This window comes from Spirillospora sp. NPDC029432 (genome assembly GCF_040703975.1).
Lineage (GTDB): Bacteria > Actinomycetota > Actinomycetes > Streptosporangiales > Streptosporangiaceae > Spirillospora.
Window position 1 is genome coordinate 1 of the sequence record NZ_JBEZWH010000012.1, and the last position, 21,849, is coordinate 21,849.

Consider the following 21,849-nt stretch of genomic DNA (forward strand, 5'->3'; position numbering starts at 1 on the left):
GCGGCGCTCGCGTCGCCACACCGGCCGCCCGGCTCCGCCGGTCGGCGCGTGCGGCGTGGGCGCCGGTCACCGACCGGCGGCCCGGACGGCCGCGCCTCGCGCAGCCGCCGCCCAGATCCCTGGCTGCCGGCAGTCACGGGGGTGCGCCGCCGCCAGGTCTAGCGTCGTCGAACAAGGATCCTGTCCAGGACCGCAAGCGCGGCCCTTCGCCGAAACGGCTTGCGTGACCAGACAGGAGGGAGCATTACACCGAGCACCACGGCACTCGGGACCACGATCCCGGACAGTAATGCCATCGACATATAGGCGCTAGGCGACATGCTGGACACTATGCCTCGACGACATGGCGAACGTCACTGGTACTTCGTGGTCCGCTTGCAGCCTAAGTACCAGTAGGAGTTGCCCTCTGATGCCTCCGGCGGGGGCCTCTGACTCCGGGAAGGTCAGCGCGCACCGTGACGGTTGCCGTGAGGTTGAGGTGGAAGCCTGATCGTCCCGCCTGCCGACGTCCCAGGCAGAGCCAAGCAGACCAGGGCCAGGGGGCGAAGGTCGTTCGTCCGGTAGGGCGCTCCACCTTCACCCCCTGGCCCCGGCCCGCTTCACGAAGTCCTGAAAGTCCTTCACGTTCATGGTCGCCAGTGGAAGCCCGTACGCCAGAGCGCAGGCCGCGATCCACGAGTCATTGGCCGGCCGAGGGCGCCCACGCCGGATAGCGGCCGCAGAGACCTGCCCCCAGGTTATCGCCACATCATCGGTGTACGGCACCACGATTACGCCGTCCAGCCAGGCGTTCAGCGCTTCGCGGTTGCGCCGGCCCCACTGCCGAAGTTCGGCCCACTGGGTCAGCTCGCCCAGGGTCACGAACGTGATGCAGGGCTGTTTGCCGATCAGGCGCGTCATCAACGGAGACGGCAGACGTCGCTTGAGGCTCAGCGAGGCGACGTCAGTATCGAGAACGACCCGTTCCATGAGATCAGGTGGTCTCCGCGCGACGCGTGGCCTTCACGTGTGCGAGGAAGGCGTCCAGCTCCTCATCGCTTTCGAAGACGCCATCCTGCGCCAGGTCGTCTGCGGACTCGACCGGGCGGACTCCCTTGCGCCGGGCCAACTCGTCCAAAGACACCGGGCCGCCCTCGGGCGGTTCGGGCGCGTAGTCTGCGCTGTGCGTCGTCACGGTCACCTCCTCACTGTCCCAGTATCCCATCCGCTCCCGGGTTCGAACCGGGCATCCGACGCGGAGCAGTCCCGAGCCAGGCTCTCCCCCACGCGTTCAAGATCCGGAATATGTCCGGAATGATCACCGAGTCGCCCGGCTCGCTGATGACCTTGCACCGCTGGTCACGCCGGATATGACAGTCAAGAAGACGAATGATCTTCTAAACCGACGGTCGGGGGTTCGAATCCCTCTGGGCACGCCACCCCTGACCTGCAAAAACACCACTGACCGCCCGGTCATACCCCGTCAGGTATGCCCACTACGTCACCCCGCGTTGCTCCATGTTCGCTCGCCGACACCAACCCGGACACAGTCCGGTCAAGATCACAGGTTGCCCTGCCCCTCTGGGATCCCGCCATTCAATCCAGGGCACTACACCTCCCCAAGCCTGTCAGGAGGTCAGGGTGGCAGGATGCCGAACATACGGCGTTGCAACGCAGGGTCACTGCGCCATCCACACGCCAAAGCCGCATCCGCTGACGATTGCGCAACCGGCGGGCCAGCATAGGCGTTGCCCTCAACCGCGACCCGGTGGCACGGTCCACTGCTATTTTGCGCACTGAGTCGATCTCTCCTGCCAATGAGAGAACGTTCGATCTCGGACGAAGCTAATGCGATCCTCCGCCCCTGCGCTGACATCGGCATGGGGACGACTGGTGAAGAACTGGCCGAACTATTCGTACAGGAGGAACGGACGGATGAGGCCATCGTGGTCCTCCATGCTTTGCGCGCAGGGGAAACCGGGACGCCCTCGATCAGTTGGCCAGGCTTATTCCCTAGAGGGCTCGACCCACCCCGGCAGAACTATCGCTACCCGGCAGCAACCCTTCAGCCCCACGGGCATGCGACCACGCGCCTCATTGGGTCTCACGCGCACAATCCCAGATAGCGTGCTCAGCGGCGAAGTTCCAGGTAAGCGGCTCGGGCGGCGTCGATCGTGCGTCGCCGCCAGGAGCGTCGAGGTCTGCCGCGCAGCGGTTTCGCCAACGCTGCTTTAACGTCTGCGCTGTCGCGCCGTACGGTGTCCTCGGACGTGATCAGAGCGAGCAATGCGTACGCGCGGAGCGTGAGCGCTGCAGTGCGCCGGCTAGCGTCGTACATAAAGCCGTGTGCGACAAAGTTACGAACATTGAACCCTTTTCAGCAGTGGTGTGGGACCTGTGGATCACAGCATGGTCGCATCCGGTGCGGCGGCCTGGGAACGTGAAGAAGAAGCCCCTGGTAGGACGGTTGATCTCTCACAATCGATCGTCCGAACCAGAGGCTCTGCATGCTTTTGTATCGTGCTTCGCTGCCGTTGTCGCGCCGGACCTTGAACTACGCCACCGGGGTGGTGCGTCGGCACCGCGCCGTGATCGGCAGCCAGGGGCGTGCACTGCCGCCCGGCGCGCAGGCCCTGATGACGCTGGTCTACCTGCGCAAAGGCGAGACGTTCGCCGAACTGGCGGCCGGGTTCGCCGTCTCGGTCAGCACCGCCTGGCGCTATGTCCACGAGACCATCGACGTCCTGGCCGCGCGTTCGCCCCGGCTGGATGCGGTGCTGCGGCGGGCGCGCGCCGACGGGCTGGCCTATCTGGTCCTGGACGGCACGCTCATCGCGATCGACCGGGTGGCCGCCGACCGGCCGTTCTACTCGGGGAAGCATCGCAGGCACGGGATGAATCTGCAGGTGCTGGCCGGCCGGACGGCGCACTGCTGTGGGTGTCGGGCGAGTTGCGCGGGGCGGTGCACGATCTGAGTGCCGCCCGGATCTGGGGCCTGGTGCGCGCGCTGGCGGCCGCCGGGCTGCTGGTAGGCCTATCAGGGCGCGGGCGAGCACATCGTCACGCCCTACAAGGGCCGCGGGAAGCCGGACTCGCAGAAGGACGCCAACCGCGCCCACGCCCGGCTCCGCGGGCCAGGCGAGCGGGCCAACGCCCAGCTCAAATCATGGAAGGTCCTGCACAAGCTGCGCTGCTGCCCCTTCCGCGCAGGCCGCATCGCCAAAGCCATCCACACCCTGCAACTCCGCGAGACCAACACATGCTGAAAAGGGTTCACTGCCGAAAAAGGCTCACTGCTGAAAAAGGCTCACAGCCTTCGCCATAGCTAGCACGAACCTCTGGTCCGAAATAAGCAAAAACAACAGCGCCTCCTAGACCAAACGCATGGAAGAAGCCGCCCACCGAACAAGCGATTAGAAAATTCCAGACCATCGCTGACTCGCACGACTTCACCGAACTCGGTGGACTCCAGGTCAATGTCGCCGCCGACAACAGCGACAGGCGCATCAAGCCGCCGCACGATCGCGGCGAACGCTGACACACAAGAAGTCGGCGCCGACCTAAGTGTCAGCCATCGGCCTGTTAAGTTTGACTTGCGCACAAACCACGAACCCATCGCGCGCACCGTCCGATACGGAGAGTCTCAGATAGCGCAATCTGTGTCGAGCTGGAATATCAGCGAAGTCGTCGATTTCGCCAGATCCGGTAGCTTCGCGAATGAGCAGCCTCCTGTAGTTCGAAACGACCTTGATCGCCAGCACGTCCAAGAATTCTATATCAACCACCTCGGCGAGTTCATCTTGGCTCTGGCCACGCAGAACGAGCATGCGGTGGGAGATCTGGTACGACCAGAGGCGGAATGGAAATTCAAATCGGAGCGGCAACTCTTCCCGCAGCCCCATCGTTCCTCACTTCTTGAACGGATCGCCGACGACTTTTCCACCGCTATACCAGGTTACCCTGGCTCGCACTGAGGCTGGTGCAGCCTTGATCTGCGCCAACTCCCAGGCGGTGAACAGGCCGATATCCGGATCGTCCACGCCGTCCGCCTGCCTGGCGAATGCGGCGGGGTCGTCGATACCGTCGAGATTGAAATGTATTTTCACCTTGCTCTTCGGGTCCAGAGCCATTTTGAAGGTTGTCACCCAGTTCTGGTCCTCGGGCCAGTCCGTGAACATCTTGGCACCGGTTCGATCGGCGAAGTCCATCAGCGACATGGGATTGTCGTCTGTTTCGCTGAGTCCCAGCGCGATGGAGTCGGGGCAGTCGGTGTTGTGGACGAGGACGCTGCTGCCGCCTGCTTCGACATGATACGTGTGGTCAGTGCCCACCGTGAGGTTGTGGACGCGCTGGTCGTCCTCGGCCCAGGTGTGGGTGCTGGCGATCTGGACATAGGTGCCTGCGCTGGTGCGGAGCCACATGCCCACTTCGAGGTCCATGGCCTTGACCCAGCGATTGATATCGCCGGCAACCCAGAAGGGGTGCTCATCGGTGGCGATCAGAGCATCCGCCGAACCTGTGCCCTGCGACACCACGGCGGGCTTGATCGTATCGCCACCCGCGCTCTGCCGCGGAGCCCAGAACCGTAGGCCGTTCCGGCTGACACTCAGCCGTACGAGATTCTTTTTCCCGCGACTGGTAACGGTGTTTGTTACCGTTCGAGGTCGACTCTTTCCGGTTTTGGGATCACTGGCGAGTACCTTGTCGCCGATCTTGACCTCGTTGATCGGCTTCTTCGTGCCATCTGCCATCAGCACCACGGTGCCGGGAACGAAGCTGCTCCGCCGGCAGCCCTTGAGAAATCTCGACAGCCATCTGGCGCCCCGGGGGATCTTCGCGGCCTGTGCGCCTGGGATAGGCGGCCCGATGATATATCCGATGGTGTGGCCCGCTTTGTAAGCGGAACTTTCCCTGTCGACGTTGATGGGCAATTTCACTTCTGGCGGTTTCAGTGGCTCCGGCCGCTCTCCCGCGCTCGGCCTCGATCGCTGCCCCATGCCGACGAGTGCGGCCGTGCTTTCCTTAAGTTCGTGAATCTGGTTTCTCGCCGCGTTGGCGGCCGCGTAAGCGGCATCGACTGCCGCCTGCATCGCTCCCTCGAAGATGCCGACGATCTGTTCAGGCAGGGTGGTGATCCGCTCTTTCGTCGTCGGGGCCTTGGCGCCACATGTCAAAGGACTGCGAATGCAGGGAGGAAGGGGGATCAGTCCATCGGGGTCGCTGAAGGTGGTGGGGTTGTTGTTGCCGTAGGCATAGCCGTTCATCTGCTGTGGATCGGCCGTGTCGATGACCGGGTCTACCGAGATGAAGCGGCCATTGTTCGGGTCGTATTCACGAGCGCCCAGATGGGTGAGGCCAGTAGGGTCCTTGGTCCCGCCGACGAACCCCTTCTGGTCCGGCCAAGTCTCCTCCTCGGTAGCACCTCGCGTCTGTCCGAAGGGGGTGAAGCGCCGGGTGGTGACCTGCTGGTCAGCGGCGTTGACCGCGACATGCGCGGTGCCCTGCCCGTCCGCCGTGAGATGTTTGACCCCGCTCGCATCGCGCATGGCGACGGTCTGGCCGTTATGAACGTAGTAGCGCGTGGCGGTCGGAGTCGCGGACCCGGTCGTGGCACGGACTTCAGTGCCGGGCAGGTAGAGCGTCGCGCCAGTGAGGTCCTTGCGGATCAGGCGGTTGCCTTCGGCGTCATAGACGAAACCGGTGGTGGCGTCGTCTTGAGTGACCTCGTCGAGATTGCCCTCGCTGTTCCACCTCAAGGTCTGGGTGGTGTCGCCCACGGTGCGGCTTGTGGGGTTGCCGACGGCATCGTAAATGTAGTTCTCATCGTTCGTGTCAGGTCCGGTGATCGGGTTTGCACCGGTCTGGTCGACCTTGCCGAGCATGTGGCCCTTTACAGTGCCGCCCACCCCTGGGTCGCCTTCGTAGCGATAATCTCGCGTGGAGACCATGGCTCCTGAAGGGTTGTAGAACTCTTCCCTAGCACGGCTGCCATCCGGCTTGTAGGTGTAGTGCATCCGGTAGGGTGCCGGGCCGGCGGATGTGGTGGGGGTCTGAGGACACTCGGTGGCCGCGACACTCCAGGCGTCCGTCAGCCGCCTCAGATGGTCGTACTTGAAGCACTGCGTGTCGGTGCCGGTGTTGGAGATATCGGAGATGCCCAGAATGTTGCCTGCATCGTCGTACCGGTAGGTGGCGTTGCGGACACTTCCCGCGATGTTCTCCCGGTGGGTACGGGAGGTACTCACACGCTGGGTGCCATATTCATAGGTGAGCGTGTGCCAGGTTCGTTTGTCACCAGCGCCGAGTTCCACCATCTTTGGCTTGCCGGTCGGGGTGTAGTCGGTCAGGCCGACGTAGGTGGCCTGGCCGCTGGTCAGCCGGGTGGGTCGCTGGTACGCGTCGTAACTGTGGCTCAGGGTCTCCTGGCCCAGACCCCCCACTGCCGGGAGCACATTTTCTTTGATGGTGCCGTCGAGGTTATAGGTCCTGGTGTAGTTGTAGGCGCCGGCCAGCGGCCCTTCGGAAGCCGGGATGGTGACGATGGTCGATTCGGGCCGTCCTAGGACGTCGTAGCCGGCAATGCTGCTGACATAGTCTCCGTTGTCTCCGTGCCGGGTGGAGGCCGCGAGTTTGCCTTTGCCTCGCGGTGCGGTGTCGTAGGTCCAGGACGTCAGCAGTTTTCCGTTCGCGGCACCCTCTCGGGTCTGAGTACGGCGGCCCAGCCCGTCGTAGGCTTGGAACACCGTCTCGCCGCGGGCGTCGGTTCTGCTTTTGACTCGATCGAGATCGTCGTATGTCAGAGTCGTGGTGCCGCTGTCAGGGTCGGTGGTCTGGGTCTTTCGCCCCCTGAGGTCGTAAGTCGAGGTCCACGTCTTACCGGACGGATCCTCGACCCTGCTCAGGCGGCCAGCGGGGTCGTATCCGTAGGTGGTGGCGTCGAAGGTGCCGGACGGACCGGCACCGTGGTACTGACGACGTTCGACGACCTGACCGCGGGCATCCGTGATCTGACTGGTGGGGGTACCGCCTTGCGGCGGGTCGACCGCAGTCCAGCCCCCGCCATAGCTCGTGGTGGTACGCCATTTCTCCTGCGTGGTGCCGCTGCCCACGAGGAGTCGCTCGACGGTCGGTCGTCCCAGACCGTCGTAGGAGTAATGGTGCTGGGTCTCGACTTCGCCGGGTGCGCCCACTCCGAACAGCGTGGTCTCGGGGGCGCCCGACGCGGAGTATGCGGCATAGGCCCTGGCGATCTTGCCTCGGTCGTCATGAAAGGTGTCGGTGACCAGACGGCCCTCGGGACCGGGCTCCTGGGTCTGGCGTGGGCGCAGGAGCCCGTCGTAGAGGGCGATCTTCGCCCGCTGGCCATCGTCGTTGGTGAGGATCTTGGTGGTGACCGCGACGATCTGCCCGTCGGAGACGCGGTAGTCGTGCTCGAGGTTCGGCTTGTCGTTGGCGGTCTTAGACCGGTTGGGTAGCCAGACCTTCCGGAGTCGACCGAGCGCGTCGTAGAGCAGGTCGGTTCGCAATGGCCTGTTGCTGGTGTCGACGTTGTTGTTGTCGATCTTGGCGATGGGCGTTCCCCAAGCCGGGTCCAACTCCTCGGTCAGGGTGAGGCCGGACACTCCGGCGGTGGCCGGTGGTGAGGTGACGGCGACGCGCGTGGTGAGCCCGTTGGTGTTGGTGTAGCGGGCGGTGGTGGTCTCGTTGGCGGCGTTTGTGGCCGTGAGGCGGCGGCCGAAGGTGTCGTAGGTGGTCTTGTCGATGACGGCGTAGGTGGCGTTGTCGCCGTCGTGCTCGGCGATGCGTTCGGATTGGGTGACGTTGCCCTTGGTCGGGGCGTCGCCGAAGCCGCCGTTGTCGTAGAACGCCCGCGCGTCGGCGATGACGTGTTTGCTGCGGTCGGGTTCGGTGGCGCAGGCGACCGAGACGGTCTCGGCACGCGACTGGTAGGCGACCATCCACTTCTCGACGTTGTCGGCGTAGGTGGTGCGCGTGCATCTGTCGTCGGTGCTGGTGGTGACGTCGCCGAGGTCTTCGACCTGCTTGGTGCGGCCGACGCGGGAGAAGTCGGTCTCGTAGTCGCTGTTGGTCCTGGTCTGGCGCCAGGTGCCGCCGTCCATGGCGGTCCAGGTACGGGAGTTGGCGACGCGTACGGCGTTGGCGGTCACCGTCCCCCAGGAGCGGGTTCGCGAGGCGGTCTGGTGTCGCCAGGGGACGTCGACGGACTTGGCGTGTACGGTCCCGCCGGGTCCGGTGTAGTTGACGGTCTTGAGGGTGAAGCCTTCGAGTGCTTCGGCGTCGGTGTGGGTGCCGCCCTCGCCGTCGGGGACGGTGACGGTCTTGCTGCCGCCGTCGGGTCCGGCGCGGTCGCCGTGCATGCCGCGCAGGTAGTAGGTGTCGGTTTGGGAGGACGGGTTGTCGAGGCTGCCGGTCTTGACGCGGACTTGGCCGTAGCCGCGCCACTGGGACCAGGTTTTGAACTTCTCGCGGGTCAGGCCGTCGTCGTCGTCGAAGTGCCAGGCGGCGCCGCCGATGTATTCGTACTGGGTGGCCATGTCCGGCGAGCCGCCGGTGCGGTCCTTCTGGACCACGGAGGTGACGACGTACTTGTTGAACCAGTCGGTGTACGGCGTGGTCTGTCCCGGCAGGTGCCAAATGGACGGGAAGCAGCGGCTGGTGTTGCTGTGCGGTGTCGGCGGTGCGGCGCGCGAGCACTCCTGGTTGGAGTAGTTGATATCGAGCTGGCCGCCGGACTCGTCGTAGATCCTGCTGACCCGGTAGCGGGTGTAGGGGACGATGCCGTCGTTGGCCTGGTCGACGCGGTTGGCGCGGGGCACGTGGTTGAAGGTGACCTTCGGCAGGACGATGTTCTCTTCGCCGGCGGGGCCCGCGTGCCCGGCGTGCTGGATCTCCTTCAGCAGCAGGTCGCGTTCGTCGGTGACGCTGCCCCACTGGTGGTCCAGGGTCCAGGAGTCGACGTTGCGGTAGCCCCAGCCGGCGCCGCGGTTGTACTGGGTGGTGACCTTCTTGAGCCGGTAGCGGGACCAGAAGGTGGGAGAGGTGGAGCCGTGGCCGTCCTTGCATTCGGTGCCGGCCTCGCAGTTCATGTCCCAGGGGACGTCCCACCACCGGTCGGGATTGGCGTCGATCTTGCCGGGCGCGCAGTCGAAGTCGGCGTCGGGGATGCACCGTTCGGCCGTGTCGAAGACCACCCGGGCGGGCGGCGCGGTGGCGAAGACGTTGTTGCCGCGGACCCCGTACTCGATGGACTTGAGGTAGCCGCCACGGGTGTAGGGGGTGGCGTCGGCGGGGTTGAGGTTGCGGCCGTAGTGGTTGGTCTCCTTGCCGTAGTAGTAGGTGATGGCGTTGTCGTTGGGGTCGACGACCATGTCCAGGTTCCAGCGCCAGGCCTGCTGGCACCAGGAGTCGGCGAAGCCGGAGGCCTTGTGGCAGGGTTCGTCGGTGTCGTCGCCGAAGACCGGGACGGTCCAGGTGGAGTTGGTCTCCTCGCCGCCCGAGCCCCAGCCCGGCAGCCGGTTGAGGCCGAAGTAGTAGCGGGTGCCGTCGGTGGTGGTGACCTTCCAGTACTCGCCCTCGGCCGAGCCGTCGCCGCCGTGGTCGCCGTTGCCGGTGTCGGTGGAGATCAGGCGTTCGAAGCGGGTGCCGTCGTCCTTCTTCAGCCGCCAGGTGTTGTCGGCGGCCTTGACCAGCTCGCCGCCCTTGCCGTTCCAGGTGACGGTGGCGTTGTCATAGCCCCAGCACAAGTCGCCGGGCGACTTGCCCTCGGCGTTCTTGGGGGCTCCGTCGTCTTCGCATGACTTGTAGCGGCGTTCGATGAATCCTGGCCACAGGTCGAACCCCTCGCCGGCCCACGAGGGCTGGCTGTTGGTGTTGCCGGTGCGGCCGTCCACGCTCTGCGCCGAATATCCCAACCCGATCGACGGGGACAGGTCGCCCGGCACCGGGACCGCGCGCATCGGGTAGTCCCAGGTGAAGTCGCCGGTGTTGCCCGAGGCGTCCCAGGTCGCCGAGGGCCCTAGCTTGGTGGCGGTGTAGTCGCCCTGCGACCCGGCCGGGCCCGGCGAGGCCGCCAGCACCACCGGCGCACCTGCACCGGCGTCGACATCGGAGGTCAGGGTCTTGCCCTCACCGTCGTTGGCGGTGTCCAGCGGTGTGGGCTTGCGGCATTCGGCCTTCTCGGGCGTGGTGATCGCGCACCCGGGTAGCTGGACGAGCCGCAACCGGTGACCGTAGGCACCCCCATAGGCCTGGGCGAAATCGGAGTAATCCAGCCGCACTCCGACCCGGCCGCCGGTGGCCTCCCCGGCGGGAGCGATGGTGAAGACCAGCCCCTCCACACCGGCACGGCGCGCGGCCTGCCAGTCAAGGACCTCGACCTTGGCCTTGCCCGCCATTGCCGGTCGTGATCCCGTGCCTCTCGGCGTCGGGGCCGGGGCACCGACCCAAACCGGTAGGGCGCCGGCCCGAGCGAGCTCATTCGCCGCGCCTGCGCGCTGCGCGGAACGGGTTCCGCCGGAGAGCGATACTTCGGCCGCGCCGGCCTTCGGCCAGGACTTCTTGGCCGCAGGCCCCGGTTTGGCGGCCGGGTCGCTGGTACGCGGGCGGACTTTGAGGTTCTTGCCCTCGACGACGCGTTCCTTGTCGCCGACCTTGGGGCGCTCGGAGTTCGGCGGATCGGCCTGTGCGGGCGGTACCGAGGCCAGCCCCAAAGCGAGCGTGACCGATAGCCCCAGCGCGATCGCTCGCAACGTACGACCGATGCGCAACAGCTGACGTCTGGCCCGGCTCATCGGAGCGCCGCCTGCGCCCGCCCCAGGCTGGCTCGCCACGTCCCACGAAGCGGCCTCGCACCGGCCGGTGATTTGTGCCCCTGTGGCATCTGCGGCGGTCTCGGCGGGGTCACAGGTGTCTGCCACATCACTGGGAACGGGAGCACGCACATCTCCTCAGTAATGAGGAGCGCGCGGCACACAGGGTCGCGCATGACACACGCTTCTCACCGGGGTGATCACCTGCAGGATCCGATCTCACCTCCAGTTGATCAAGACTCCGATCCCGTTACGCACAGTGATCAAAATCAGAAGCCGCAGGTCACCGAGAAGAGCGTGACCAAGTTTGGACATCACGACAACCACACACCACTTACACGCGTCAGCGCACAAGCGCTGACCATATTTGTCATCAAGTGAGCGTTTTCGAAACAGCTTCATGACCGGCTTGTTTGTCCACGGGAAAAGTGTGATGATCTCGCAGCGAAAGGATCTTGACCAGGGAGTCCCGCATGGCAGCAGCCTTCTCGCTCGTCCCGTCGTCCCGACGCCGACGCTCACTGCGGCCACTGGCTCTGCTCGGAGGCTTCGCCTTGGCGTGCACCGTGCTTGCGCCTATCGCCCCTTCTGAGGCCGACACCGCGCCGGGACCCGGCGAGCCGCTCACCATCACCGCCGATGACCTGCCGACCTGGCAGACCGACGGCGTGGTGTGGTCCATCGCAACAGTGGGCGACATCGTGTACGTCGGCGGGAACTTCGACCACATCCGCCCGCCCGGCACCGCTCCCGGCGACCCGCAGCAGCAGGCCCGCAAGAACCTGGCGGCCTTCAACGCCACTACCGGGCAGCCGCTGCCCTGGAATCCGGCGGTCGAAGGCACGGCGTTCACCGCCACCACACCGCAGACCGACTGCGACGACCTCGGCAATAACCAGTGGGTTTGTGACGCCGTCTGGGAACTCAAACCGTCACCGGACGGCAACAAGCTTTACATCGGTGGCGACTTCGCCAAAATCAACGGGGAATGGCGCAGCAAAATAGCCTCGTTCGACCTGCCCAGCGGCTCGCTCACCACCTTCAAACGGGCCGTCAACAGCCGCGTCAAAGCACTGACCGTAACCGACGGCACGGTGTACGCGGGCGGCTACTTCACCCTCGTGGACGGCATCGCGCGCGAACGCCTGGCCGCCTTCAGCACCGCCGACGGCTCCATGACCTCCTGGGCCCCCACCGCCGACCGCAGCGTCCACGCCATGATCACCACACCGGACCAGAGCCGCATCGTGCTGGGCGGCGACTTCAACCGCATCAACGGCAACCCGCCCCACGGCATGGGCGCCGTCGACGCCGCCACCGGAGCCAGCACCCCATGGGCCACCGGCGTGGACTACATCTCCGACACCCGCCGCTCCTGGGTCACCGACCTGGTCAAAGACGGCAACAGCATCTACGCCAGCGCCAACGGCGAAGGCACCTTCGACGGACGCCTCTCCCTCGACCCCGCCGACGGAACCCAACGCTGGATCGACCAATGCCTGGGCGCCACCCAAGCACTCACCCTGCTCGACGGCATCCTCTACAGCGGCTCGCACGCCCACGACTGCTCCAGCCAGCCCGACGGCTTCCCCGACATCGCCGGTCAGTACCCCTACCAGCGGCTGCTGGCAGAACCGGCCAACCCCTCGGGAGACACGCCGCCGATCCTGCACTGGTTCCCCAACACCAACGGCGGTGCCACCACCTACAACCAAGGCCCGCGCGCCATGGACAACAACGGCACCCACCTGTGGGTCGGCGGTGACTTCACCAAGGTCAACGGCAAGAACCAGCAGGGCCTGACCCGCTTCGCCTCACTGGCCGCCACCGCGGACGTCAACCCGCCGCAGCTGATCGCCAAACCGCAGGTCAGCAAACCCGACGGCACCACCGGCACGCTCAAGGTCGACTGGAAGCAGACCTGGGACCACGACAACAAGCACCTCAAGTACGAGGTCATCCGCGACGGCACCACCGTGGTCCACACCGCCGAGGCCGACTCCCGCTTCTGGGACCCCCAGACCATGACCTTCACCGACACCGGCCTGGTCCCCGGCAGCAGCCACACCTACTCCATCCGGGCCATCGACCGGTTCAACAACCGCGTCCGCTCCTCAGAGAGCGCGCCCGTTCAGGCCGGCTGAACGCCGGTCATATCCCGTCGCCATCTACTGACGAGGCCCTCATGTCACTGTTCCCGGTCACTCGCTCGCATGCGCGAGTTCGGACCGCGCTGACACAGGCTCTGCTCTGCGGTGCCGCGTTGACACTGGCCGCTCTCGCGCCCACCGCTTCGGCGCGGAGCGACACCGCCCCCGCCCCGGGGGAACCGGTCACCGTCACCGCCGACGAGCTGCCGACCTGGCAGACCGACGGCGTGGTGCTGTCGATCGCGATGGTCGGCGACACCGTCTATGTCGGCGGCAACTTCGACCACATTCGCCCGCCCGGCACCGCTCCCGGCGATCCGCAGGAGCAACCCCGGGCGAACCTGGCGGCCTTCAACGCCGCCACCGGGCAACCGCTCGCCTGGGACCCCGCCGTCGAATCCAACCCCGGCCAGGAGACCGAGGTCAGGGACATCGACGCCGCACCCGATGGCCGCACCCTCTACATCGCCGGCAAGTTCACCAAGGTCAACGGCCTTTCACGCCCCAGGATCGCCTCCTTCACCCTGCCGGACGGCTCGCTGACCACCTTCCGCCACGACGTGTCGGCCGCGATCGAGGCCCTCACCGTCAGCCCGACCACCGTGTACGCCGGCGGCCACTTCACCTCCGTCGGCACGGCGGCACGCCAGCGCCTGGCCGCGTTCGACACCACCACCGGCGCCCTGACCGCCTGGGCACCGACCGCCGACCGTCCCGTACACGCCCTGACCATGTCGCCCGACGGAGGCCAGGTGGTAATCGGCGGCAAGTTCGACCTGCTCAACGGCAACCCGCCCCACGGGCTCGGCGCCGTCTACGCCGACAACGGCACCAGCGCACCCTGGGAGACGGGTGTCGACTACGTCACCGAGACCCGCATGTCCTGGGTGACCGACCTGGTCACCGACCACGACACCGTCTACGCCAGCGCGGCCGGCCAGAGCACCTTCGACGGGCGCCTCGCCGTCGAAGCCGACGGCGGCCGGCTCCGCTGGATCGACCAGTGCCTGGGCGGCACCGAAGCCATCACCCTGCTCGACGGCGTCCTCTACAGCGGCTCACACGCCCACGACTGCTCCAGCCAGCCCGACGGCTTCCCCGAACTGCACCCCAACTACCAGAGACTGCTGGCCGAACCCGCCCGGCCCACCGGCGACACACCACCGATCCTGCACTGGTTCCCCGTCACCAACAGCGGCGCCGCCCCCTACAACCAAGGCCCCCGTGCCATGGACAACAACGGCGACTACCTGTGGATCGGCGGTGACTTCACGACGGTCAACAAGCGACCCCAGCAGTCCCTCACCCGCTTCGCGCCCCTGCGCGTCTCCGCGGACGTCAACACGCCCGAAGCCCTGGACGCGCCCACCGTCACCGGCGGCACCAGCGGCTCCCTCAAAGTCGACTGGACCCAGACCTGGGACCGCGACAACCGGCGCCTGAAGTACGAGGTGATCCGCGACGGCACCACTGTCGTCCACACCGCCGAATCCGCCTCCCGCTACTGGGACCTGCAGCCGATGACCTTCGCCGACACCGGCCTGGCACCCGGCAGCAGCCACACCTACTCCGTCCGCGTCACCGACCCGTTCGGAAACAGCACCCGCTCACCGCAGAGCACCCCGGCCCAGGCCGGCTGACCGTCCACCGTTCCCCAACTCATCCACACCATCGAGGCCACCAATGTCGCTGTCCCTGACCACCCGCATGCGCGTCCGGGCGCGGATCGCACTGTCCCGCGCCCTGGCCGTTCTGCCCATCGGGCTCATCATCACCGTCCGGGACCGCCACGCGGCCGCCTCCGGCATTAGCCGCCGCCTCTGGGGCGGTGCCGCCAAGCTCCTGCGGCACCGCCCGCTCTCCCCGCTCAACGACTTCCAGCTACCCGACAACCGCGACATCCGGCTCACAGCGGTACGGTCCCGGCTGGCCCAATTGCTGTTCTGGTACGGAGAAAGCGGCTACGAAGGCGCCGAGACCCGCTGGTGGCGCGCCCTGTGCGCCCAAGCCCACGACATCCTGGAAGTCGGCGCGAACATCGGCTACTACAGCGTCCAAGGCGCGCACGCCGCCCCGCACGCCACCTACACCACGGTCGAGGCCAACCCCGAGGCCGCCGCCATCGTCACCCGCAACCTCGAGCTCAACCAGCTCACCAACGCCAAAGTGATCCAGGCCGCAGTCGTCGGCGACGACGCACCCTCCACCATGGAACTCGCCCTCCCCGACCAGGAGCAGTACGCCGCCCCCACCGGCGCCTACCTGTCCACCGGCACCGAAGGTATCCACAACCGCCCCGCCGGAACGACGGTCACCGTGCCGACCATCCCCATGAGCCGACTCGTCGAAGGCGTGGACCTGCTGAAACTCGACATCGAAGGCTACGAAGCCAACGTCCTTGAATCGGTGCGCCCGTGGCTGCTGGAGCAGCGCCCCACCATCGTCGTCGAGGTCCTCAAGGAAGCCCCCCGCCTGCGCGCCATCATCCGCGACCTCCGCACCGCCGGCTACGAGGTCCGCGCCATCGGGGAAAGCGAACTACACGTGATCACCGACGAGGAACTCAACACCGACGCGCCGCTCCCTCGCTACGGCTCACGCGACGTCATCCTCATCCCCACTGAGAAGGCCCGCAGCCTCTGACGAACGGTGTGCCGCCGGTTCACTCGGCGGCCCTGCGTCGCCACAGCAGCACTCCGATGACCGCGAGCAGGATCAGCACCCCACCACCGATCACGACCGGCCACCTGCCGCCCTCACCACCTCGGTCCGCAGGTGCCCCTTGGGGCGCCTGCCGTGGCCGAGGAGCGGACGGCGGTGATGAAGTGATCGACGAAGGCTGAGGGGAGCTCTTCTGATCTGTAGCCTTCGGGGTTCGGGATGCGGCAGGGCTACTTACCGACTCTGCCGGAAGCTTGGTTCCGGCAATACGAAACGGAACATCACCGGTCAGCAGAGCCCCGTTCCGCGAAGAGACCGAATAAGTCACCGAGTAGCGCCCAGTCGACAATCCCGGTGACACCCGCTGCCGCACCGTCACACCGGCGACCTCAGGACGCCCCATCTCCAACTGCCCACCCACATCATCCCGAACCTGAACCTGAACGCGAGCAGGATCCACCGCAACACTGAACACCAATTCCACGCGACCAGACGAACGCCACTTCTCATCCCGCCCCGGATCACTTGAGACCAGCCTCAGCGACTCAATCGCTGCCGTCCCTGGCTGCACAAGGCCATACGCCGCCGACAGGGGCGTCAACCCCAAAGCCAGCAGCAGACATCCAGGCCCGACGAGTTTCAGATACCAGCCCACGCCAGCACTGCGTCTACTCACTGATCACCTCGATCACGTGGAAGCAGGACCATATTATTCAATCGCACAGCAGCCAAAATGACCAGCTTCTACCGGGTCACCGTGCTACTACACACTCAAGGCCCCAACCGATTCGGGGCGCTACGGCACTCGGCATCGATCGCCCCAAACCAAACGCACCCGAAACCATGTTTGCTCGCTTTTTGCTCGGGGTCACCGGCACACCCCAACAGGGTTCGACATAGATCGGAACATCGACGCAACAAAATGCGCAGCAACCAAAATATATTGGCACACAAAAACCTTGATTAACACTACTGAATCGGTCTTCTAAACCGACGGTCGGGGGTTCGAATCCCACTGGGCGCGCCACCCTCCCCCAGCAAAACGGCTGTTGAGCTGGAAAAACGCCCTGCACTGCCCAAGATCGCATAGGCAGCCAGACGCCACCGGATGCAGCCGGATGGACCCGTTCCCGGAATATACGCGGAATGATCTGCCCCGCATCGCCGCAGGTCAGCCCCCAAATAGCGAAGGGCCCCGGACGCAACCGGAGCCCCTCCACGGAACGTGATCTTCACGATGCCAACGCCTCTGCAATGCGCTGGTTGGCCACGTCCCGTTGACCATCGATGCACTTGGCGTACACGCGCAACATCACGTCCACACCATGACCGGCCCGTTCAGCCACCTCCGGCGCATGGACGCCAGCGTTCAGCCAGAGCGAGACGCCCGCGTGCCGCAGGTCGTACGGAGGGGCCGCCAAAGGTGACTCGACCTGATCGGGAGTCAGCGCGAGGGCCCGGCCGACCGGCATGGGCAGCCGGTCGATCAACCGGACCAGCACCAGCAGCCGCAGCACGATCATGTAGCCGAACACCATGTGGAACAGCAACTGCTCGTTGGTCCAGCGGGTGCCGTCGCTGCGCCGGGCCAGGTCGGCCGCCGTGGCGCGGTCCCGGCACGGACCGGTTACCGGGCTTCCCACTGGACGGGACCCTCGCCGCACCCGGCCGCTTGCGCGGCGAGGGGCAGGTCGCCGGTGTTCTCGTCCACCGGTGTATGGGATGGGTCAGGTTGCCCTCGGCATTTGGGTGGCGATGCCGTCGAGGACGTAGTCGAGGCCGGTCTCGAACTGCCATTCCAGCGAGTCCTTGCGGGTGGCGGCGGCGAGGTAGCGCTGGAACGCGGGATAGCGGCCGGTCGCCATGTGCCAGGACATCTGCGGGGCCAGGTCGGCGCGTACCTCCTCCCCGCCGGTCCAGCCGTGGTCGCGCATCAGGCTCTTGAGGGCGAGTTCGTGGTTCATGGCGCCGTGGACGTAGGCGTCCACGGCGCGGATGACGGCCATCATGGTGTCGGCGTCCAGTCCCAGCCCCTCCAGGAGCGCCAGCGAGCGCTCGGCGATCGCCATCCGGTTCGGGGTGAGGGAGAGCAGAGTTCGCGGTGACAGCTGCGCCAGCCACAGGTGCTGCAACATCAGGTCCCGGGTGCCCAGCGCCATGGCACGCATGGTGTCCCGCCAGCCGGCGTCCTGGGGGAGGTTCAGGTCGGCGTAGATGTGGTTGACCATCAGTTCGAGCAGCTCGTCCTTGCCCGACACGTGCCGGTAGGCGGCCATCGGTGCGACGCCCAGCTCGGTGGCCAGCCGCCGCATGGTGATGGCGTCCAGCCCCTCGGCGTCGGCGACCGCGACGGCCGCGGCCGCGATCCGTTCAGCGGTGAGGGTCTGCCTGGGGGCGGGCGCCGGGCGTTCCATGCGCTGCCACAGGGGCACGTCCTTGTCAGCCGCCATCGGGTACGGCCTCCCTCCAGGTCACGACGCCGTACAACGTATCAACAGTAGACAATGTACACATCGATGTGTACGTTGTCTCCGCCAGATACGTTGTACACATCAAGGAGCGTCCGATGAACGACCTGTTGCGCGTGGCGATCATCCTGGGCAGCACCCGCGACGGCCGCTTCGGCCCGGCGGTGTCCGGCTGGGTCCAGGCACGGGTACGGGACCGCGACGACATGACCGCCGACCTGGTCGACCTGGTGGAGACACCGCTGCCCACCGTCCTGCCCGTGCTCGGGAAGCCGCCCGCGTCCCAGCGGGACGCCGACCTGCTGGCGGCGGTGTCCCCGCGGCTGGCCGCCGCCGACGCGTTCGTCATCGTCACGCCGGAGTACAACCACAGCTTCCCGGCCGCGCTGAAGAACGCCATCGACTGGCACGGCCTGGAGTGGCGGGCCAAGCCGGTCGCGTTCGTGTCGTACGGCGGCTTCTCGGCCGGCCTGCGCGCGGTCGAGCAGCTCCGGCTCGTAATGGCCGAACTGCACGCCGTCACCATCCGCGACAGTGTCGGATTCCAGGGCGCCTGGTCGCAGTTCGCGCCCGACGGCTCGGCCCTCGATCCGGCCGCCGACGCCGCCGCGACGGTGATGCTCGACCGGCTGGCCTGGTGGGCGCACGCGCTGCGCGAGGCCCGCGCCGCCCGCCCGTACGCCGCGTGAACGCCGCGACCGGACCGGCGGCCCGCCCGCACCCTTCCCACCTCGGCGTGTTCGGGCTCCTGCTCGGGATGTTCCTGGCCATGCTGGACGGCCTGGTCGTCGGCACCGCGCTGCCCACGATCGTCGGCGAACTGGGCGGCCTGGACCACCTGTCGTGGGTGGTGACCGCCTACCTGCTGGCCGGCGCGGCCACCACTCCGATCTGGGGAAAGCTCGGCGACCTGTACGGGCACAAGGCCACCTTCGGCACCGCCATCACGCTCTTCCTGGCCGGTTCGACGCTGGCCGGGCTGGCCCAGAACATGGCCCAGCTGATCGCGTTCCGCGCCGTCCAGGGGCTGGGCTCCGGCGGTCTCATGGTCGGCGCCATCGCGATCATCGGAGTGCTCGTCCCACCGCGCGACGGCGGCCGCCTGCAATCGATGATCGGCGCCATCATGCCGGTCGCCTACGTCGGCGGACCGCTGCTGGGCGGGCTGCTCACCGAGCAGCTGAGCTGGCGCTGGACCTTCTACGTCAACATCCCGGTCGGTGCCCTGGCCCTCGTGCTCATCGCCACCCGCGTCCGCCTCCCGCCCGTCCAGCGGGTCAGGGCGCCCATCGACTACGCGGGCGCCGCGCTGCTCACCACCGCCGTGCTGGCCCTCACCCTGGTGGCCGGCTGGGGCGGCACCGCCCACCCCTGGACCTCCCCGCAGGTCCTCGTCCCGGCCACGGTCGGCGCCTTGGCCCTGGCGGCCCTCGTACCCGTCGAACGCCGCGCCACCGAGCCGGTCATCCCACCCCGGCTGTTCCGCGACCGCGACTTCACCCTCGCGCAGATCCTCAGCCTGGTGGCCGGGGCGGTCATGCTCAGCGTGGTCAACTACCTGCCGCAGTACATGCAGTACGTGCAGCGGGCATCCCCGACGGCCAGCGGCATGCTGCTGCTCCCGCTGATGTTCGGGATGCTCGCCGCGCAACTGCTGACCGGCCACCTCGTCGGCCGCACCGGCCGCTACCGGATCTACCCGATCCTGGGCGGTGCGCTCATGACGGCCGGCGTCCTGGTCCTGCTCCGGCTCGACGCCGGCACCGGCACGGCGGCCGCGTCCGCCCTCACCCTGCTCGCCGGGATCGGTATCGGCCTGCTCGTGCAGAGCACCCTGCTGATCACGATCAACAGTGCCGACCCCCGCGACATGGGCGCCGCCAGCGCGACGGTCACCCTCCTGCGCACCATCGGCGGCTCCCTGGGCATCGCCCTTCTCGGCGCCCTCTACGCGGCCGAGATGCGCGCCGGCCTGACCGACCGCCTCGGCCCCGAGCAGGCCGCCCGGCTGGGCGAGGTGACGCCCGCCGCCCTGGACGGCCTGTCCGCGCCCGCCCGCGAGGCCGTCCGGACCGCCGTGACCGGCGGCCTGCACGCCGTCCTCCTCGGCGCCGCCGCCCTGTCGGTACTGGCCTTCGCCGCCACCTGGCTGCTGCGCGCCGCCCCGCTGCGCGCCGCCCCGGTGCCGCCGTCTCCGGCACGTACGGGAAAGGTGTAGGAACGGCGAGCTGGAGTTCTTCCACTACCACTGCGATCGGCCCGGTCCCTGCCACTACGCGAAAGCTGGGCGAAGCGCACTGGTCCTACATAGACCGGTACGAGCAGGAGCTGATCGAACTACGGCTCGTCCATGCACGGGCCGCCCGCGTTCACGGCCAACTCGCGCGTCGCCCGCCTGAGGCCACGTTGCTATCGTCGTCGACGGATATAGGCTCCATCTTCTTCTCCAAGATGAGAGGGCAGGCGAGATCGCTGCGATCCTGGTCGCCGAACACCGCCAGATCCAGGACGTCTGGCTTCTCTGGGATGCCGTCTACCGGAGCTTCGACGCCTGGGGCATCATGCCCCACCAGTTCCTGTTCGCCGCCGGCGTCGAAGCCACCAAGCGGTACGTCGCCCATAGCGACCACCCACAACGAGATCTCCTCACCGAAGACCTCCGCAAGCTGGCCGACGCCACCGACGAGCACGTCAAGCACCTCATCGCCGACCGCCGCCGCTACTACACCGAAGCACTCGCCCAACTGGACGAACCCGCGACGGACGCGCCCGGCGCGGCAACCGACGAAACGACCGGGCGGCCGCGATGACCGAACCAGAGCATGAGGATCCAGCACACACGGTCCTGCGCACCCTTCGCCGGGGCCAGATCGTCACCGGAACCGTCATCGAGATCGCCGGCTTCGGCGTCACCTTCGTGGACATCGGCGGCCTCACCGCGATGATCAACATTCCCGAACTGTCATGGCGGCCCATCAACCACCCCTCCGACATTGTCACGGTCGGCGAAGAAGTCACCGCCGAGATCCTGGACGTGGATGCCGGACGTCGGCGGGTCGCCCTCTCCCTCAAAGCGCTCCAGGACGATCCGCTGGTCCAACTCCACCAACACATCGGTCAGACCTTCACCGGACCTGTCACCAAGCTCGTCCCGTTCGGCGCCTTCGTCCGCGTCGAAGACCGAAGCGACAGCTTCGAAGGCCTCGTGCACAACTCCGAACTCGGGGATATCCAGCCCCAGGTCGGCGACATGCTCACCGCCAAGATCACCCAGATCGACACGGTGCGACGCAGGATCGAACTCACTCTCAGCCACTAATGCCCAGATCCAGTGCATCCCAGAAATTAAGCGCACTGAACTCAAGCGTCCTTGATCGTTCAGTGTCGCCACCGCCCCCCGCAGAGGCTAGGGCGATCCCCACAGCTATGCCCTCCAAGTACTGAAGGGACGCCACGTCCTGCGAAATTTCTGTCCGATCGCACCACCGGCCGAGCACATCAACAGACTTTCGCACTGAACCGATCTCGCCATCCCCACATGCAAAGATCACGACTTCTATGTCGCCGGAAAGCGAGCTGTTCAGCTCCTCAAGCACCGGAAGCAGGCGAAGCAACTGGAGTGCACCGACCACGGCTCTTCTATCGTCTGTAGAACGTCCCACAAAATCCAGGCTAGAGGAATCCTGAACTTCTCACAGTGGTGCTCGACTCGGCATATTAAAGACCCCTATGGCCTGCCCCGATTGTTCCGCTCGGGGCAGG

At 66.6% G+C, this 21,849-nt stretch carries 15 protein-coding genes and 1 pseudogene; 7 read left to right on the forward strand and 9 right to left on the reverse strand.

Annotation, left to right across the window (positions count from 1 at the left end; translation table 11 throughout):
* Positions 1–576: 576 nt before the first annotated feature.
* Together AB0881_RS12220 and AB0881_RS12225 are read right to left on the reverse strand one after the other, a co-directional pair.
* Positions 577–969: a type II toxin-antitoxin system VapC family toxin gene (locus tag AB0881_RS12220; protein ID WP_366616488.1), complete on the reverse strand. Its 393-nt coding sequence runs from the start codon at positions 967–969 to the stop codon at positions 577–579.
* Positions 970–973: 4 nt separating this feature from the next.
* Positions 974–1,174, reverse strand: a complete 201-nt coding sequence (locus AB0881_RS12225; protein WP_366616490.1) for a hypothetical protein — start codon at positions 1,172–1,174, stop codon at positions 974–976.
* 1,312 nt (positions 1,175–2,486) lie between these two features.
* Here AB0881_RS12225 and AB0881_RS12230 point away from each other — a divergent pair.
* Positions 2,487–3,245 (forward strand): annotated as a pseudogene (locus tag AB0881_RS12230) (transposase family protein).
* A gap of 294 nt (positions 3,246–3,539) precedes the next feature.
* On the opposite strand, the gene AB0881_RS12235 reads toward AB0881_RS12230, so the two are convergent.
* The gene (locus AB0881_RS12235) at positions 3,540–3,881 is read right to left on the reverse strand and encodes a hypothetical protein (protein WP_366616492.1); all 342 of its coding nucleotides are present in this window, start codon (positions 3,879–3,881) and stop codon (positions 3,540–3,542) included.
* A gap of 6 nt (positions 3,882–3,887) precedes the next feature.
* Positions 3,888–10,790 (reverse strand): RHS repeat-associated core domain-containing protein, encoded by a 6,903-nt coding sequence (locus AB0881_RS12240; RefSeq protein WP_366616494.1) that lies wholly within the window; start codon positions 10,788–10,790, stop codon positions 3,888–3,890.
* Between the two features lie 491 nt (positions 10,791–11,281).
* Between AB0881_RS12240 and AB0881_RS12245 the strand changes: the two genes are divergently transcribed.
* The 3 genes from AB0881_RS12245 (at position 11,282) to AB0881_RS12255 (ending at position 15,601) form a co-directional block, all read left to right on the forward strand.
* A complete protein-coding gene (locus AB0881_RS12245; RefSeq protein WP_366616496.1) occupies positions 11,282–12,952 on the forward strand; it encodes a hypothetical protein in 1,671 nt (556 codons plus the stop codon).
* 119 nt (positions 12,953–13,071) lie between these two features.
* Positions 13,072–14,598: a hypothetical protein gene (locus AB0881_RS12250; protein WP_366616498.1), complete on the forward strand. Its 1,527-nt coding sequence runs from the start codon at positions 13,072–13,074 to the stop codon at positions 14,596–14,598.
* Positions 14,599–14,641: 43 nt separating this feature from the next.
* Positions 14,642–15,601 carry an FkbM family methyltransferase gene (locus AB0881_RS12255; protein WP_366616499.1) on the forward strand — a complete coding sequence of 320 codons (960 nt, stop codon included), beginning with the start codon at positions 14,642–14,644 and terminating at the stop codon, positions 15,599–15,601.
* Between the two features lie 19 nt (positions 15,602–15,620).
* Here the strand turns inward: AB0881_RS12255 and AB0881_RS12260 are convergent, their stop codons facing one another.
* The 3 genes from AB0881_RS12260 to AB0881_RS12270 form a co-directional block, all read right to left on the reverse strand.
* Positions 15,621–16,295, reverse strand: a complete 675-nt coding sequence (locus tag AB0881_RS12260) for a copper resistance protein CopC (protein ID WP_366616500.1) — start codon at positions 16,293–16,295, stop codon at positions 15,621–15,623.
* 556 nt (positions 16,296–16,851) lie between these two features.
* Positions 16,852–17,262 carry a hypothetical protein gene (locus tag AB0881_RS12265; RefSeq protein ID WP_366616502.1) on the reverse strand — a complete coding sequence of 137 codons (411 nt, stop codon included), beginning with the start codon at positions 17,260–17,262 and terminating at the stop codon, positions 16,852–16,854.
* Between the two features lie 84 nt (positions 17,263–17,346).
* On the reverse strand, positions 17,347–18,069 hold the full coding sequence (locus AB0881_RS12270) for a TetR/AcrR family transcriptional regulator (RefSeq protein ID WP_366616503.1): 723 nt from the start codon (positions 18,067–18,069) through the stop codon (positions 17,347–17,349).
* 116 nt (positions 18,070–18,185) lie between these two features.
* On the opposite strand from AB0881_RS12270, the gene AB0881_RS12275 reads away from it, so the two are divergent.
* Both AB0881_RS12275 and AB0881_RS12280 read left to right on the forward strand, forming a co-directional pair.
* Positions 18,186–18,776: an NAD(P)H-dependent oxidoreductase gene (locus AB0881_RS12275; RefSeq protein ID WP_366616504.1), complete on the forward strand. Its 591-nt coding sequence runs from the start codon at positions 18,186–18,188 to the stop codon at positions 18,774–18,776.
* Entirely contained in the window at positions 18,773–20,305 is a 1,533-nt protein-coding gene (locus AB0881_RS12280; RefSeq protein WP_366616506.1) for an MDR family MFS transporter, read from the forward strand. Before AB0881_RS12275 ends, AB0881_RS12280 begins: the two co-directional genes overlap by 4 nt.
* Before the next feature lie 151 nt (positions 20,306–20,456).
* Here AB0881_RS12280 and AB0881_RS12285 read toward each other — a convergent pair whose 3' ends face one another.
* The gene (locus tag AB0881_RS12285) at positions 20,457–20,831 is read right to left on the reverse strand and encodes a hypothetical protein (RefSeq protein WP_366616508.1); all 375 of its coding nucleotides are present in this window, start codon (positions 20,829–20,831) and stop codon (positions 20,457–20,459) included.
* A gap of 62 nt (positions 20,832–20,893) precedes the next feature.
* Between AB0881_RS12285 and AB0881_RS12290 the strand changes: the two genes are divergently transcribed.
* A complete protein-coding gene (locus tag AB0881_RS12290; protein WP_366616510.1) occupies positions 20,894–21,406 on the forward strand; it encodes a S1 RNA-binding domain-containing protein in 513 nt (170 codons plus the stop codon).
* Here the strand turns inward: AB0881_RS12290 and AB0881_RS12295 are convergent.
* Entirely contained in the window at positions 21,396–21,683 is a 288-nt protein-coding gene (locus tag AB0881_RS12295) for a hypothetical protein (protein WP_366616512.1), read from the reverse strand. The two genes, AB0881_RS12290 and AB0881_RS12295, sit on opposite strands and share 11 nt — an antisense overlap.
* Positions 21,684–21,849 lie beyond the last annotated feature (166 nt).